This window comes from Cellvibrio sp. PSBB006, assembly GCF_002162135.1.
In the GTDB taxonomy this organism is placed as follows: Bacteria; Pseudomonadota; Gammaproteobacteria; order Pseudomonadales; family Cellvibrionaceae; genus Cellvibrio.
The window spans coordinates 2,502,435-2,517,235 of the sequence record NZ_CP021382.1 but is presented as its reverse complement, the minus strand read 5'-3'; the positions used below and the strand labels follow the sequence as shown (position 1 = coordinate 2,517,235).

Sequence of the window (14,801 nt, the reverse complement as noted above, 5' to 3'; positions counted from 1 at the left end):
AATCAACCGCCACCAAAAATAAAGATTTTTCAGTGGTACGTTAAATTCATACATAGCGCTTTTTTTCCTTTCCGAATTGTGATCTACAAAAAAAATCGCGCCGTAAATGGCCGAGTCAGTTAATCGGGATGAGCAGCCTGACGTATTTCATCCCCCATCTCCCACCGATCAATGCACTTGTTGATCACCCATCAGCACTTTGAGGAAAGGATAATGAACATAAGAGCGCTATTCAGTGTGTTGTTGATGTGCGTGTTCATGGTCGCCTGTTCCGGCGATGATGACCCACGCGTTAGAGTCAATATTTCACCGACCACAGCTTCTGTGGTGACGGGCGGAACGCAAACCTTCACAGCATCCGTGACCGGTACCAGTAACCGCGCAGTAACCTGGTCTGTTGAAGAGTCCGGCGGTGGCAGTATCTCCGCCAGCGGTGTGTACACCGCTCCCATGACAGCGGGCACTTACACGGTTGTCGCTACCAGCGAGGCTGATGACAGGCGGTCTGCCAGTGCGACAGTTACTGTGACGGCACCCCCGCCGGAGAACGCCATGGTGCGGGTATTCCATGCATCCTCCAACGCCCCCAAGGTGAATATCTGGGTAAATGGTGAAGTGGCTGCCGAGATGGTCGACTATCAGGAATCCACCGGCTATCTGACCGTACCGGAAGATACCTATGAGATCGCTGTAGAGGGCATCATTCCTGGCGGTAACGCGGTGGTAATTGGCCCGGTTGATCTGGAATTTATGGGTAGCACCGATTACGACATCATCGCAGTTAACAGTGTTGATGCTATTGAGCCGCTGGTGTTAAGCGATACCGGCAGCCTGAGCGATGAGTCCATGGTGCGGGTCCGCGTAGCGCATCTGGCACACGCCGCGCCGGAAGTGAAAGTCTTTGTTACCGCTCCGGATGCCGAGATTGCCGGCACAGAGCCCTTGGGCAGTTTCATGTTCAAGGACACTCTCGGCCCGGTCGAAGTAGCTGCCGGCGATTACCGCATTCGCGTAACGCTGATGGACGATACTCTGGTGTACGACTCGGGCACTGTGTCCCTGGCTGCGGGTAAAGACCTGCTGATTGGTGCAGTACCGAATGTGGGCACCGGTGATTCGCCCATTGAGCTGGCCGTTCTGGACGGCGGTGAAGTCGCGATACTGTCTGACGCCTCTGCCGGTGCTGACCTGCGTGTGGTCCACGCATCCGCCGATGCGCCTGCTGTCGATGTTACCGCCAATGATGGCGACACACCGGCTATCGCCAACCTGGCGTTCCCCGATACCACCAATTACCTGAATCTCCCTGGCGGTGATTACAACTTCAAGGTAACCCCCAATGCAGCAACTGAGCCGGTGGTTATCGATGCGGATCTCACCCTGGCGAATGGCGCTGCCTATACGCTGCTGGCGGTTGGTGCGCTGGCCGATATCGAACCCCTCGTCTTGACTGATGACAACCGTTCGGTGGCGACTGAAGCCAAGGTGCGCCTGGTACATGGCTCCACTCTGGCGGGTAATGTGGACATATATGTACTGCCGGAAGGCACACCTATCGGCACCAATGCCCCGGCGTTTGCCGACGTGCCCTTCAAGGCTGACACCGGCTATGTTTCCCTGGCCGCGGGTGCTTATGATGTGATTATTACCCCGGCCGGTGCGCCGGAAACCCAGGCCATCATGGTGACCCTGGATCTGGAAGCCGGTGGTGTGTACACCGCTGTAGCCCGTGACGGTGCCGGTTTGATCGCCCCGCTGGGTGTGATTGCACTGGACGGCCTGGCACCTATGCAGGCGATGGTTCGGGTATTCCATGCCTCCGCCGATGCGCCCATGGTCAACCTCTGGGTTGATGGCGCTGTCGCGGTAGAGGAGCTGGATTACCAGGAATCTACCGGCTACCTCGCCCTGGATGAAGGCACCTACGAAATTGCTGTAGAAGGGATTATCCCCGGTGGCAATGCCGTGGTGATTGGCCCGGCCAATCTCGATTTCATGACCGATATGAACTACGACGTCATCGCGGTTAATACCGTGGCGGACATCGAACCTCTGGTATTGGAAGACGACGGCAAGTTGATGGACGGCAGCAAAGTGCGCGTGCGCGTCGCTCACCTGGCCGCTGCCGCGCCGGAAGTGAAAGTCTTCGTGACCGCGCCTGGCGCTGACCTTGCGGGCGCGACCGAGCTGGGCAGTTTCGTGTTCAAGGAAACCCTTGGCCCGGTAGAGGTGGATGCAGGGACTTACCAGATTCGGGTCACCCTGGCAGACAACACCGTGGTGTTTGATTCCGGTGAAGTGCCCTTGATGGGTGGTAAGGATCTGTTGATCGGCGCGGTGCCGAATGTTGGCACCGGTGACTCACCGATTCAATTGGCGGTATTGGATGGCGATGATGTGACGATTCTTTCGGACGCTATGGCCGGTGCTGACCTGCGCGTTGTACATGCGTCAGCCGACGCGCCTGCGGTTGATGTGATCGTTAACAATGCCGGTTCAGCGGCTATCAGTAACCTGGCGTTCCCGGATGCGACCGGCTACGTCAACCTGGCTGCCGATACCTACAACTTCAAGGTAACCGCCACCGGTACCCTGACCCCGGCGGTGATCGATGCCGATGTGGCCTTGGGCAATGGTATGGCCTACAGCTTGTTGGCCGTCGGTGCCCTGGCGGATATCGAGCCGCTGCTGCTGACCGATAACAACCGTTCCGTGGCTACCGAGGCGCGCGTACGTCTGGTTCACGGCTCTACCCTGGCCGGTAATGTGGATATCTACGTGGTGCCTGCCGGTACGGCGATTACCTCCGCCGAGCCTGCGTTTGCCGATGTGCCCTTCAAGGCAGAGACCGGTTATGTCTCCCTGGCCGCCGGTGAATACGATGTGGTGATTACGCCTACCGGCACTACCACGGCGGCGATCAGTGCAACCCTCGACTTTGCCGCTGGCGGTATCTACACCGCTATCGCTCGCGATGGTGCCGGTTTGACGATACCCCTGGGGGTTATCGGCCTGGATGGTCTTGCTCCCTGATTTTTTCCGGAATAACGTCTCCTCTTGGCCCGGTTTAACGCCGGGCTTTTTTATTGCAGGACAAAATAAAATTTTTGCATTCCCGACTTATGTGTATTAGTGTTCTGATACGCCTGAACAGGCGTCATCGGTTAAGACTATTTCCAACCATAATTTGTCAGGGACTCGCTTATGAATGACTCATCGCTCGACATCATCAATCCAGACTCCTCCTCTGCAAACGCACCTGAACCTCCCCTTACGCCGCAAGCTCCGGCTTCTCCACCCGTTCCGCAACAGTTGCCGCGGGTCGGGCCATCATTTGGTTGGCTGCTGCTTTTTCTGGTGTTGTTTTTTGCTTCCGCCGTCTTTTACGTGGTGGGTTATGGCGCGGTGCTCGGCTATCAATCCGCTGTGCAAGGCGTCGCGTTGCCTGATCCCGCGCAAATAGAAGTCATGATTCAGGAACATTTGGGGCAGCCCAACGGGCTGGCGGGTTTGTACTTGTTGCAATGCCTGATCCTGTTGCCAGTGATTGCGGCTGTGGCCCACTTCCGCACACAGCATTGGTCTGTCACCCTGGGGTTCCGGGGGTTTGCTGTGCAAAGCCTGGCAGTGTGGATGCTGATATGGCTCGCTTATCTCGCCATTACTTATGTCATCAACTTGCTGGCGGACGTGGACCCGGGCGATTTTATGCGTTCCCTCAATGGCAGCCAGCATTTCGGTGTGGCACTGGTATTGGTGATTGGAGCACCGCTGCTGGAAGAATTAATCTTTCGCGGCTATCTGTTTAAAGCCTGGCGCCACAGCCGCCTGGGGTTATCCGGCACGCTCTTGTTAACCTCGCTGCTATTTACCGCGTTACACCTCAGCCAATACAACTGGATTTACCTGTCGATGATTTTCGTGCTGTCGCTTATCCTCGGCCTTGCGCGCGAGAAATCCGGTTCAATCTGGGTGCCTTTGGCCATTCATGCCGCCAACAATCTGGTGGCAACGGTCACGATTATTTATTTGGGCATGCTCTGAGGCGGAAACACAACAATGTTCATCCTCGATCCACATTCCGATATACCGATTTATCGGCAACTGGTTGAGCAGATCAAACGCATGATCGCCAGTGGGCAGTTAAAAAAAGGCGATGCTTTGCCATCGGTGCGCGATCTTGCGCTTACGCATTCGGTGAATCCCATGACCATCTCCAAAGCCTACGGGTTGTTGCAACGCGAAGGTTTACTGGTGCGTCAGCAAGGCAAGCCGATGCAGGTTGCGGCATTAAAAACCCGTGAGACAGCGAATAAACGTATTGAGCGGCTTGCGCCGCAATTGGAACAACTTATTCTGGCTGCGCGGCAGTTGGAGGTATCTGATCAAATGTTACTGGATGCGTTAAGTAAACAATTATTGAAGCCATCATCATGAAGCAAGGAGCACCTATGCGAATCATCCCTGTTGCACTGTTGAGTGTCTTCCTGGCGAGTTGCGATAACCCGTCGGTAGAGGAGTCACCGATCACTCAAGGGTTGCTAACGGCGTGCCCGGATTTTTCCGAAACCGGAAAGCCGCCGATTGTACAAAATGCACAATGCGGCGTCCTGCACGTAAAAGAAAATCCGCAGGATGCGAACAGCCGCGAGATTGGTTTGAATGTTTTGCGTTTACCGGCGATTAATCCGACCCCACAGCCTGACCCGCTGTTTATCATTGCCGGCGGTCCCGGCCAATCCGCAGTGGAGATCGCGGAGCATATTTTCTACACCTTCAACGAAGTCAGAAAAAATCGCGATATTGTTTTTATCGATCAGCGCGGCACAGGAAAATCCAACCCGCTGGAATGTGCAGAGTTTGATGAGGTTCATTACCAGTTGTCATTGCTCGAACAACAGCAGCGCTTAAAAACCATCGTGCAAGCTTGCGCAGAAAAACTGGGTGAACAGTTGCAGTTTTACACTACGCCTTACGCCGTGCAGGATCTCGACACCGTGCGGCAGGTGTTAGGTTATCAGCGTATTAATGTGTGGGGCGTTTCCTACGGTACACGCGTTGCACTGGAATATATGCGCCGCTATCCGGAGGCAACGCGCAGCAGCATTTTGGATGGTGTCGCACCGGTCAATATTGCCTTGCCCTGGCACGGCGGAGAAGACGCTTTGGCCTCGCTGCGTTTACTGAGCGAGCAGTGCAGTGCGATGGACGCTTGTGCAGAAAAATTCGGTGATGTGTTGCGCAATGCCGAAAGCATCGCGCAACGATTGGCGGAACAACCGGTGGAGGTCACCGTTGCGCATCCTCGTACCCAGGCGCCTTTTACCTTGTCGATGAATCACCAGATTTTTGCGTCGATGATTCGCATGGCGCTTTACACGCGCGATTTGTCGGTGCTGCTACCGCTGGCTATCAGCAATGCACAGGATGACAACTATGACTTGCTGGCATCGTTGATTGTGATGGCCGGTGAACAAACGGAATTAATGGGTATCAGTTACGGAATGCATTTCACCGTGTTGTGCAACGAAGATTATCCACAGTACCAGTCGCGCACCGAGGCTTCGGTGGATTTTTTGTCGGCCAATCTGGCAACCGCTTTTGCGGACGTGTGCGAGATCTGGCCGCGTTATCCGCTGGATGAAAACTATTTCACGCCAATTGAAAGCGATATTCCCACCTTGATGTTGTCCGGCCGGCGCGATCCGGTCACGCCGCCACGCTGGGCCGAGCAAGTCGGCCAGCATTTATCGCAGGCGCGTCATTTGATTGCTCCCGGCGGTCATCACTCAATCACCCACGACGGTTGTGTAGCGCAATTGATTGCCCAATTTATCCAGCGCGCCAGCGCAGAAACACTGGAAACAGGCTGTGTAGAGAACATCCAGCCACTCACACCTTATTTTGCAGTTGGGCAAGCGGTTGAAACAGACACGGATGCGGAAGACACATCGGGAGAGCTAACACCATGATTCAGGTTGAACACATCAGTAAACAATTTGGAAAAATTGAAGCACTCAAGGATGTCAGCTTCACGTTGAATGATGGTGAAATCACCGGCTTGCTGGGTGTCAATGGTGCGGGCAAAACCACCCTGATGCGCTTGATCTACGGATTGCTGCAACCCAGCAGCGGCCGCATCCTGGTGGATGGTGTTGAGGTCGCGCAGCAACCGGATCGCGCGCGGCAACGCCTGGGTGTCTTGCCTGACGATACCGGTTTGTACAAACGACTGACGGCGCGGGAGAACATTCGCTACTTCGGTGAGTTGCATCATTTATCGCCAGCGTCCCTGACCGAGAGTTGTGAGGAATTAATTGAACTGCTTGGTATGCACAATATCGCGGACCGTCGCGCGGAAGGATTTTCCCTGGGTGAGCGAATGAAGACGGCGCTGGCGCGCGCCATCGTGCATCAACCGCAACACATCATGCTCGATGAACCAACGAACGGGCTGGACGTGATTACCACACGCGCCGTGCGGCGCATGTTGGTCGCACTGCGCGATCAGGGGCGGTGTGTATTATTCTCCAGTCATTTAATGCACGAAGTGACTGGCTTGTGTGACCGTATTATTGTTATCGCCCAAGGCCGCATTGTTGCTGATGGCTCCGTGGCCGCAGTGATTGAACAAACGCAAACGACCTCGTTGGAAGAGGCATTTATTTATTTGTCGGAATTACCCGCACAGGAAGTCACCCATGCTGAATAAATTATTCTGGCGCTCAGTCGCCATTGTCCTGCGCAAGGAAATCAAGGATGCCGTGCGTGATAAACGCACCATGCGCCTGGCATTTTTACCGGCGCTCTATTTTGTGGGAATGTTTGCGGCGGGCGTGTTGTTTGCTATCAACCTGCAAAAAGATCACCAGGAGGGTGGCCTGCTTAATGTACCTGTTGCTATTTCCGGTGCGGAAAATTTACCGGAGCTGACGCAATGGCTCACCGAACGCGGTGCAGAACTCAAGCCTGTAACCGGGGATGCCTATCAGCAAGTCAAAGATAAAACCCTGGATTTTGCGCTTATTATTCCGCCCTCGGCCAAAGAAGAACGCGCCCAGGGTAAAGCGGCAACCCTGTGGTTGGTGTATGACGCGGCCAACCCCAAGGTGCATTCTGGCGTAGGTTTTGTGCGCGGGCAGATTCACGCCTGGAGTGCCAAAACCGGCAGCGTGCAATTGATGGCGCGCGGTATTTCGCCCGAGCTGCGTAACGCCATTAACCTGCGCGAAAGTAACGTGGCCAGCGATCAGAAGATGGGTGTTTATATCCTCGGCAGTTTGCCCATGCTGTTGTTGCTCAGCGCCTTTATCGGCAGCGTAGGATTTTCTGCCGACATGACAGCGGGCGAACGTGAGCGACGCTCACTGGAATCTTTGTTGATCACTCCCACCGCATCCATGGCGATTATGTTGGGCAAGTGGTTTACGTCGGTGCTGATTACGATAGCCGTGTTGCTGGTAACAATGTCGCTATTGGGGGTTGCGTTAAACCTTCTGCCCTTTAACCAGTTAGGGCTGCGCGTCGACGTGAGTCTGTTGGATATGGTGTACGTCTTCTGTTGCCTGTTGCCGGTGATTTTTTTTGCGGTGGCCTTGCAATTATTGGTGGCGGTTTTTGCGCGTTCATTCAAGGATGCACAAACCTATATCGGCCTGCTCGTGTTTCTGCCAATGGTGCCGATTTTGTACAGTATTTTTAATCCCGGTGTATACCACGAGTGGTTTTTGTGGGTGCCGGTATTGGGCCAGCAGGTCGCTATCAAGGAATTATTCCTGGGCGGTGAACTGGCGCCTTTCGCGCTGCTGAAATTCTGGCTGGTGGCGCTGGTGTTGTGGTTGATCTGCCTGCCGCTGGCCGCCAAACAATTGCGTCGACCACGAATCGTGTACGGCTAGCATCGCGCACTTGGCGGCGCGATGCTTACCGTTTTTTTTATCCGTGCGGAATCGTTTGGGTAAAAGGCTGATAGGCGCGTGCGCCGGCCAGGAATGCGGTGAGGTTGGTATATTCATCAAAGGTAAAACGCTTGCGGAATAATGCCCAATCCAGAAAACAGAGCAAGCGTAGTTCCGCATCATTGTAAGGGCCGGCCGATGGCCAACGCATATCATCAAGTGTTGCAAGGCCCGATTGGATGCGCGCGACGTGGCGTTGCAGATAAGCACTCTGTGCGGGCAGGATGCCGTCTTTCTCCAGCATAAATAAATTGACCGAGGCTTCGAGCAAGGTGTTCACCAGGCAGAAGCGGTCGTACTCAATCGCCGTAAAACAAAATGCCTGCATATTTTTTTCGCGCAGATATTTAATAATGGAGCAGGAATCCGTTAAAAATAATTCGCCATCTTCCAGGAAGGGTACCTTCTTGGTCGGCGACTTGGCCGAGCTGGCAACGCCATCCGTCACGATAAATTCACACGGCAATCCGCTTTCCAGTAAGAGGATGCGACAATGGCGCACAAAGGGTGAGGTGTAGCTGCCGTAGAGTTTCATCTTGGCTCCTGTTGACGGATTCTGTGGTGAAAAACGCGTGCCGATTTAGATTGCCCGCCTGTCAACAACAGGGGGCAACATCAGCGTCATATAGCAAACATAGATCAAATGTAACGTAACTGCGTAACGGTTTTTATGACAACTTGAATGCCTGGCGCGCAAGTAAGGTCCATTCACCTTGCTGTTTCTGCCATACCATCATCACCCCGATGCGCACACTGCCGGGTTTGCCGCTGTCGTTGGTGTCTCCTGTCAGGATATGACGCACGATGGCGATATCGCCTACCATACTGATGTTTTGTTCCTGTAACTCAATGGTGATGAAATCTGACGAGCCATTCACGAGGTTGCTGATAAACGTCTTCTGATCTTCTACCCGACCACTGGAATGGCCGTAATTCAATGCCGTTGCCGTCAGCGACTGCAAGGCTTTTTCATCGGCATCAATCATGGCTTTACTCAAGGCGTTGATGCGTTGCTCCAGTTCGGTTGCGGGTGAATCGGCAAACACAGTGTGAGATACGAACAAAATAAAAAGAAAGGGTAATATTTTTTTCATCGTGATTAATCCATACAGGTTGATAGGAAAGCGGGTTCCGGTGCTTTTTATTAGAGGCATCCCTGATCACGCAGGATTCTAACCTGTTCATTGCGTTTTCATAACCCGGCTTGATCTTGTAAGGAAGTGTTAATTCAGGTCGCATTCAGTTGCTGCGTCCTATTCTGGCGCCAGTATCTATTGTGGAGGTGCAGGTTATGAAGAAGATCGCGCTCGGTCTGGTTATGCTGACAAGCCTGATGATTATCGGATGTGGCGGTGGCAGCTCGGCAGCGCCCGACCCGTCCTACAACTATACGCCGGCGCTGTACAGCTATGACATGCTCGACAGCTACGACACCGACACCGCGGTATCTAATGCACCGCTGGCATTAAATCCCTATCTCTATTACGGGTTATTTGAAGTCTACTGGACCGCTAACAGTCTGGAAGATTATCGGGTTCGGCTGTCTATCAACGACCGCCCAAGTCTGACCGACAGTGTGGAGATTCACAACGAACGCTGCGGTGCCGGCTTATGGTGTGACCAAGGTGGCAGCCTGATCTGCGAATACGGTGCAGACTTGACGCTCTCCTGTGACACCAGCGCCGATCCTGTGGATATCAGCTACCTCTTCTATACCATTCCTGAGGATCTCTATTTATTCCTGGAGATCTGCGATATCGATTCACCTTATTGTGAGTACGATTATTATCCGGTGACCATGGAATAATTCCGCACCCGCAAAAGGGGATGCAATCTCTCCGCAGGAGGCATACTCTATGCCTCCCGCCAGAGTGGAGAAGAGTGCATGAATTCCCCCGAGTCAGAGACTGAAACCGGCTCAGCCGAGCCCCTGTTAACAGAAATTGAAGCGCGTATCCTCGGCGCCTTGATGGAGAAGCAACTGGCGACGCCGGATGCCTACCCGCTGACCCTGAATAGCCTGGTATTGGCGTGTAACCAAAAAACCAGCCGTGAACCGATTACCAATCTTGAAGCTGGTGAAGTCCAGCGCTGTTTGAGTCAGATGCAGGACAAAAAACTGATTGAAGTGGATTACGGCTCGCGCGCTAATCGCTTTGACCAGCGTCTGACGCGTGTCCTCAGTCTTGATAAATCTGCCCAAGCTATCCTTAACGTCATGTTGCTGCGCGGGCCGCAAACCCTGGTGGAGTTGTTGACGCGCACCCAGCGCATGTTTGATTTTTCCTCGCCTGAAAATTTGCAGGAAAAACTTGATCAACTCTGCGCTAAAACCCACCCCATCATCCTGCGTATTCCGCGTCAACCGGGGCAGCGGGAAGATCGCTACATGCATTTGCTGTGCGGTAAACCTGATCTTAATGCCATTGCCGCCATGGGCAGCAGTGCAAAAAAATCTGCATCACCGGAGCTGGAAGAGCGGGTTGAAAAACTGGAAGCCCAGGTGGAGCAATTGCAGAAATTGGTGGATAAATTGCTCGACCTTAACGGCTTTACCTTGGAAGACCTTCAGGATTAATACAGAGTCAGTACGCATTGGTGATGAGTGTGTCGCACATCAACTGTAGATATGATTAACGATCCGGCGTTTTATTTACTGGCAATACCCGTGGTGTTATTGGTGGGTATTTCCAAAGGCGGTTTTGGTGGTGGGCTGGGCGTTCTCGCTGTTCCGCTGTTGTCCTTGATGATCGATCCGCGCATCGCCGCCGCGCTCCTGTTGCCTATCCTCTGCGTTATGGACATCTTCAGTGTCTGGAGTTTTCGCGGCGCCTGGGATAAAGCGAATCTTAAACGGCTGATGCCCGGTGCCTTGCTCGGTATTCTCGCCGGTGCCCTCACATTTTCTATTACCAACGTCGATATGATCCGCATTCTTGTCGGTATCCTGGCGATGTATTTTGTCGGCCACTACCTGTGGGGATTGCGATTGTTGCAACAGGCGGCACGTCGCGAGCCGGGAAATATCGGCGGAACTTTCTGGGGCGCGATGGCGGGTTATACCAGTTACATTGCCCATGCCGGTGGTCCGCCGGTGTCCATTTATCTCTTGCCGCAACAATTGCCCAAGATAACCCTGGTGGGCACCACCGTATTATTTTTTGCCATCATCAACCTGATCAAGTTGGTACCCTATGTCTGGTTGGGACAATTGAATACGGCGACCTTGATGACATCGCTGGTACTTTTGCCTTTGGCACCTATCGGCGTGAAGATTGGGGTTTATTTGCTGCATCGCGTGTCGGAGCGATGGTTTTATTGGACGTGTTACGGATTTCTGATGATGGCAGGCATCAAATTATTTCTGGAAGGCTTAATCAATCTGCTGAATCCATAGCAGATAAAATGGATCGATTACTTTTCTAATACCCGCACCTTGTCGTTTACCCGAATAACGCCGCTTTCGAGAATGCGTGCAGTAATGCCACCGTGGCCACGCACGGCGTTGTAACCACCGGGACCAAAACGTGTTTCCATTTGCGAGCAGGGATGACATAAACCAGTGTATTCCAGAACGGCATCGCCAATCGCAAAACGTTTATTTTTCAACGCCAATAAATTAAGCCCGGCAACCGCAATATTGCGTCGCAATAATTCCGGTTCGATAGCAGGGCGGCCGAGCAATCCACCGATAACGGCCAGGTGTTCCCACTGAATCAAGGTGACCTGACGTTTGCCGTTGCGGCTGGCGTAACGATCGCCCGTTAAACCTTTTCCCGCCACCGCCTCTACTGCCGAAACAATCTCCATGGTCGCACCGCGCTCAGGGCGCGTGGCAATCCATCGTACTTCGCCAATCTGGGGCAGAGTATCCAACAAGGTTTGCAGGGAATCGCTCATAAATATCCACTCAACGTCAGGGTGGTGATGATTCTAAAGACACATCGCATTTATTGCCAGTCAGGTTCCCGCGTGCCCGCCATACATTCGCGCACATCATCGTCGAGCAAATTGCCGGGTTTTATGCATTCATTTAACGGCCGCTGGCGAGTTTGATTTTCCGCAAGGGTAGGAGGGTGACGTTGCGCATCATCCAACGCGCGGCAAGCGGTATCACGGTAGGTTTTATTTTCCGGTGAGGGGTTGCGGTTGTAGGATTTGATCCAGAAGTTGCAGGTCGTCAATAATTTTTGAACCACAGGATGGTCGCTGTCTGCCTTACGCAGCTTTTGAATATCCGGTTTCGTGCGCTTTGTTTGCTTGCTGCCGGTGGCCCGGTGCATGCTGGGTTGCGCGCGCAGGCATTCGCGATAACGCGCTGAATATTGTTTGCGTTGCGCCTGCCAGCGATTCATCTGCTTGGCGCTGCCACCGGCACGCTTTAATTGGGTGTAACGGTCCACCTTTGCTTGCAGATGTTCGCAGGCGTGGGATGAGAAGGGGATAAAGAGGCAGATTGCCAGACAATAGATGGCGATGTATCGCATAGATTTCTTCCTTGAATGTTAATCCTTGGGTCAGGCCCAGCGCGTTAATTAGCGCTTCGTTGTTGAAGGCGCACCTTAAACCAGTTCAATAAAAAATACCAGACCTGAAGACTGCGGGTTGACATGGATAGCTTAAGTGCCATCGATTGTGATCCGTATCCTGTTTTGCGTCATCGCAATTTACATTAAAAAAATAAGTGCGGAAAAATGATGAGAAATTCCAGGCATTCATACATTGGAAATGATTCAGCGTTTTAATCCGTTGTGCATTGTAGTTCACAGATTACCTTTTCTCTTAAGTTAGTGAGTGGAAGCGAACAGAAGGAGTTTGGTGGTGAATGCAAGCTACGTCCACCAATCGATCTGGCTGCCTTGAGCGCGGTGTAAAAAAACCTGACGTTTCATGGATATGCCAGCGCAAAAATGAGAAGTCCTTCCTGTGGTTTTGATGCTCATTGCTGAAATTTTTTCCACGGTTTGTTTTCAGGCAAAGGACGACTTGCCGTTTAATTTCGGACGGTGCTCACGGTCGGTGTTGTGTTTATGGTTAACCTGATGACAGGGGAGGTTGGCGCGTCAAATGTAGTAGAGGTTTCATCAACAGGTCAGCAGTTTTAAACATTATGGTTAGCAACTCTAACAACAAAATTGAATTCAAACGGTTTCATTTTGTGGGCGTAGGGTCGTAAAAGTGCCTTAAAGTGGGGCGAGCGACTTGCAGCGAAATCACTACGGTAAACAGTGGTGGCGGAAAAAGTATTTCTGAACAGTTTTTTTAGTACTTTTTCACAGCCCGACGAGACTTATCTCACGCTGTTTGCATACATATCCATCTCTGGCTTAAAAAATGCAAGCTGGAATAGTTCAAGCAGTAACGCGCATGGAGGTAGTTATGGGCAGTCAACAAATACCAGGTATTTCGGGGACCCCGGTTGTATCCACTCAGCCGCCAGTTATCCGGCTACATCACTCAAAAATCCTCGCGTTATTTCGCGCGCTGGATAGTTTTCTGATTATTTTTCTCCTCTGGTTCACTCTGCGTAGTATGGATTTGGCATGGACCAATTCCTACACCGCGTTGGGTATCAGTGCGGTGATTATCTTCGGCTTTTTTGCCGAAGGTAATGAAGTCTATTATTTGTGGCGCGGCCACTCCACAGAAAGTCTCGCCTATCGTTTGATGGGTGCCTGGCTGGGAACGGCAGCGGCGGCCAGCCTCGCTGCGCTGACGATTTATATTTTCCGCGATGTAAATTTGCAGGCAATTTTTACCTGGATGGTAGCCACGCCGGTGGTGATGATAGGGTTGCATTGGGCACGCCGCGCATTGTTGACGCGCCTGCGCTCCAAACCTACAGAGCCGCGCCGCGTTGCGATTGTCGGGGCCAATAACCTCGGTTCCCGCGTGGCTAAATCCATGCGCGGTATGCCGTGGATGGGTTACCGCGTGGTGGGTTATTACGACGATCGCCAAGGCACCGATGATCCAACTCGTCGGCTCAACGAAAGTGACACCACCATCCGCGGCGGCTTCGAGCAACTCTATGCCGACGCGCGTGATGGCAAGATTGATATTGTATTTATCACCTTGCCGATGCGTGCAGAGTTGCGCACGCATTCGTTGATCGCACGCCTTGCTGATACTACCGTCTCAGCCTATTTAATCCCCGATGTCTTCAACTTTGACTTATTGCACTCGCGCTTAACGTGCTTGCAAGGCATACCGGCACTGAGCATCTATGATTCGCCGATGGTAGATAACGGGTGGGCCAAGCGCATGGAAGATATTGTGCTCGGCACCGGCATGATGATCGCGCTGGCGCTACCGATGTTAATCATTGCGCTGGGGGTGAAGTTATCATCGCCCGGACCGGTATTCTTCAAGCAAACCCGCTACGGCATGCGCGGTGAACGCATCAAAGTCTGGAAATTCCGTTCCATGACGGTGTGTGAAGATGGTGAAAATGTTGCTCAGGCGCGTAAAGAAGATCCGCGCGTGACACCCTTCGGCGGATTTCTGCGGCGCACGTCGCTGGATGAATTGCCGCAGCTGTTTAATGTGTTGTCCGGCAGCATGTCATTGGTTGGACCGCGCCCACATGCGGTGTCACACAATGAATATTATCGCAGCCAGATCAAGGGCTATATGTTGCGCCATAAAGTGAAACCTGGCATTACCGGGCTCGCACAAGTTAACGGCTTCCGCGGTGAAACGGAAACCCTCGACAAAATGTCCGGGCGCATTGCTTACGATCTGGAATACATTCGCAATTGGTCCTTGCTGATGGATTTAAGAATCCTGTGGATGACGGTATTCAAGGGCTTTGTTGGTCAACACGCCTATTGATATCGGGAT

14 protein-coding genes are annotated in these 14,801 nt (G+C 52.8%); 10 read left to right on the top strand and 4 right to left on the bottom strand.

Annotated elements, in window-relative coordinates; genetic code table 11:
• Positions 1–213: 213 nt before the first annotated feature.
• The 6 genes from CBR65_RS10515 (at position 214) to CBR65_RS10490 (ending at position 7,898) form a co-directional block, all read left to right on the top strand.
• Entirely contained in the window at positions 214–3,033 is a 2,820-nt protein-coding gene (locus CBR65_RS10515; RefSeq protein ID WP_198300938.1) for a DUF4397 domain-containing protein, read from the top strand.
• A 171-nt stretch (positions 3,034–3,204) separates the two neighbouring features.
• Positions 3,205–4,044, top strand: coding sequence for a CPBP family intramembrane glutamic endopeptidase (locus CBR65_RS10510; RefSeq protein WP_087466804.1), 840 nt, complete (start codon positions 3,205–3,207; stop codon positions 4,042–4,044).
• A 15-nt stretch (positions 4,045–4,059) separates the two neighbouring features.
• Positions 4,060–4,437, top strand: coding sequence for a GntR family transcriptional regulator (locus tag CBR65_RS10505; protein WP_087466803.1), 378 nt, complete (start codon positions 4,060–4,062; stop codon positions 4,435–4,437).
• Positions 4,438–4,451: 14 nt separating this feature from the next.
• The gene (locus CBR65_RS10500) at positions 4,452–5,972 is read left to right on the top strand and encodes an alpha/beta hydrolase (RefSeq protein WP_198300937.1); all 1,521 of its coding nucleotides are present in this window, start codon (positions 4,452–4,454) and stop codon (positions 5,970–5,972) included.
• Complete coding sequence (locus tag CBR65_RS10495) at positions 5,969–6,712, top strand: ATP-binding cassette domain-containing protein (RefSeq protein WP_087466801.1); 744 nt, start codon at positions 5,969–5,971, stop codon at positions 6,710–6,712. Before CBR65_RS10500 ends, CBR65_RS10495 begins: the two co-directional genes overlap by 4 nt.
• Positions 6,702–7,898: an ABC transporter permease gene (locus tag CBR65_RS10490; protein ID WP_087466800.1), complete on the top strand. Its 1,197-nt coding sequence runs from the start codon at positions 6,702–6,704 to the stop codon at positions 7,896–7,898. The genes CBR65_RS10495 and CBR65_RS10490 overlap by 11 nt, the downstream gene beginning before the upstream one ends.
• A gap of 37 nt (positions 7,899–7,935) precedes the next feature.
• On the opposite strand, the gene CBR65_RS10485 is transcribed toward CBR65_RS10490, so the two are convergent.
• Together CBR65_RS10485 and CBR65_RS10480 are read right to left on the bottom strand one after the other, a co-directional pair.
• Positions 7,936–8,493 carry a glutathione S-transferase gene (locus tag CBR65_RS10485; RefSeq protein WP_087466799.1) on the bottom strand — a complete coding sequence of 186 codons (558 nt, stop codon included), beginning with the start codon at positions 8,491–8,493 and terminating at the stop codon, positions 7,936–7,938.
• Positions 8,494–8,626: 133 nt separating this feature from the next.
• Complete coding sequence (locus tag CBR65_RS10480) at positions 8,627–9,052, bottom strand: nuclear transport factor 2 family protein (RefSeq protein ID WP_198300936.1); 426 nt, start codon at positions 9,050–9,052, stop codon at positions 8,627–8,629.
• A 197-nt stretch (positions 9,053–9,249) separates the two neighbouring features.
• Here CBR65_RS10480 and CBR65_RS10475 point away from each other — a divergent pair, with 197 nt between their 5' ends.
• From CBR65_RS10475 to CBR65_RS10465, 3 genes are all read left to right on the top strand, one after another.
• Positions 9,250–9,765 (top strand): hypothetical protein, encoded by a 516-nt coding sequence (locus CBR65_RS10475; RefSeq protein ID WP_232461412.1) that lies wholly within the window; start codon positions 9,250–9,252, stop codon positions 9,763–9,765.
• A 78-nt stretch (positions 9,766–9,843) separates the two neighbouring features.
• A complete protein-coding gene (locus CBR65_RS10470) occupies positions 9,844–10,536 on the top strand; it encodes a YceH family protein (RefSeq protein ID WP_087466798.1) in 693 nt (230 codons plus the stop codon).
• A 51-nt stretch (positions 10,537–10,587) separates the two neighbouring features.
• Positions 10,588–11,355 (top strand): sulfite exporter TauE/SafE family protein, encoded by a 768-nt coding sequence (locus tag CBR65_RS10465; protein ID WP_087466797.1) that lies wholly within the window; start codon positions 10,588–10,590, stop codon positions 11,353–11,355.
• A 17-nt stretch (positions 11,356–11,372) separates the two neighbouring features.
• Here the strand turns inward: CBR65_RS10465 and CBR65_RS10460 are convergent, their stop codons facing one another.
• Both CBR65_RS10460 and CBR65_RS10455 read right to left on the bottom strand, forming a co-directional pair.
• Positions 11,373–11,858, bottom strand: coding sequence for an MOSC domain-containing protein (locus tag CBR65_RS10460; RefSeq protein ID WP_087466796.1), 486 nt, complete (start codon positions 11,856–11,858; stop codon positions 11,373–11,375).
• Positions 11,859–11,908: 50 nt separating this feature from the next.
• Complete coding sequence (locus CBR65_RS10455; protein ID WP_087466795.1) at positions 11,909–12,445, bottom strand: hypothetical protein; 537 nt, start codon at positions 12,443–12,445, stop codon at positions 11,909–11,911.
• Positions 12,446–13,337: 892 nt separating this feature from the next.
• Here CBR65_RS10455 and CBR65_RS10450 point away from each other — a divergent pair.
• Complete coding sequence (locus CBR65_RS10450) at positions 13,338–14,792, top strand: undecaprenyl-phosphate glucose phosphotransferase (RefSeq protein WP_087466794.1); 1,455 nt, start codon at positions 13,338–13,340, stop codon at positions 14,790–14,792.
• Positions 14,793–14,801: the final 9 nt, after the last annotated feature.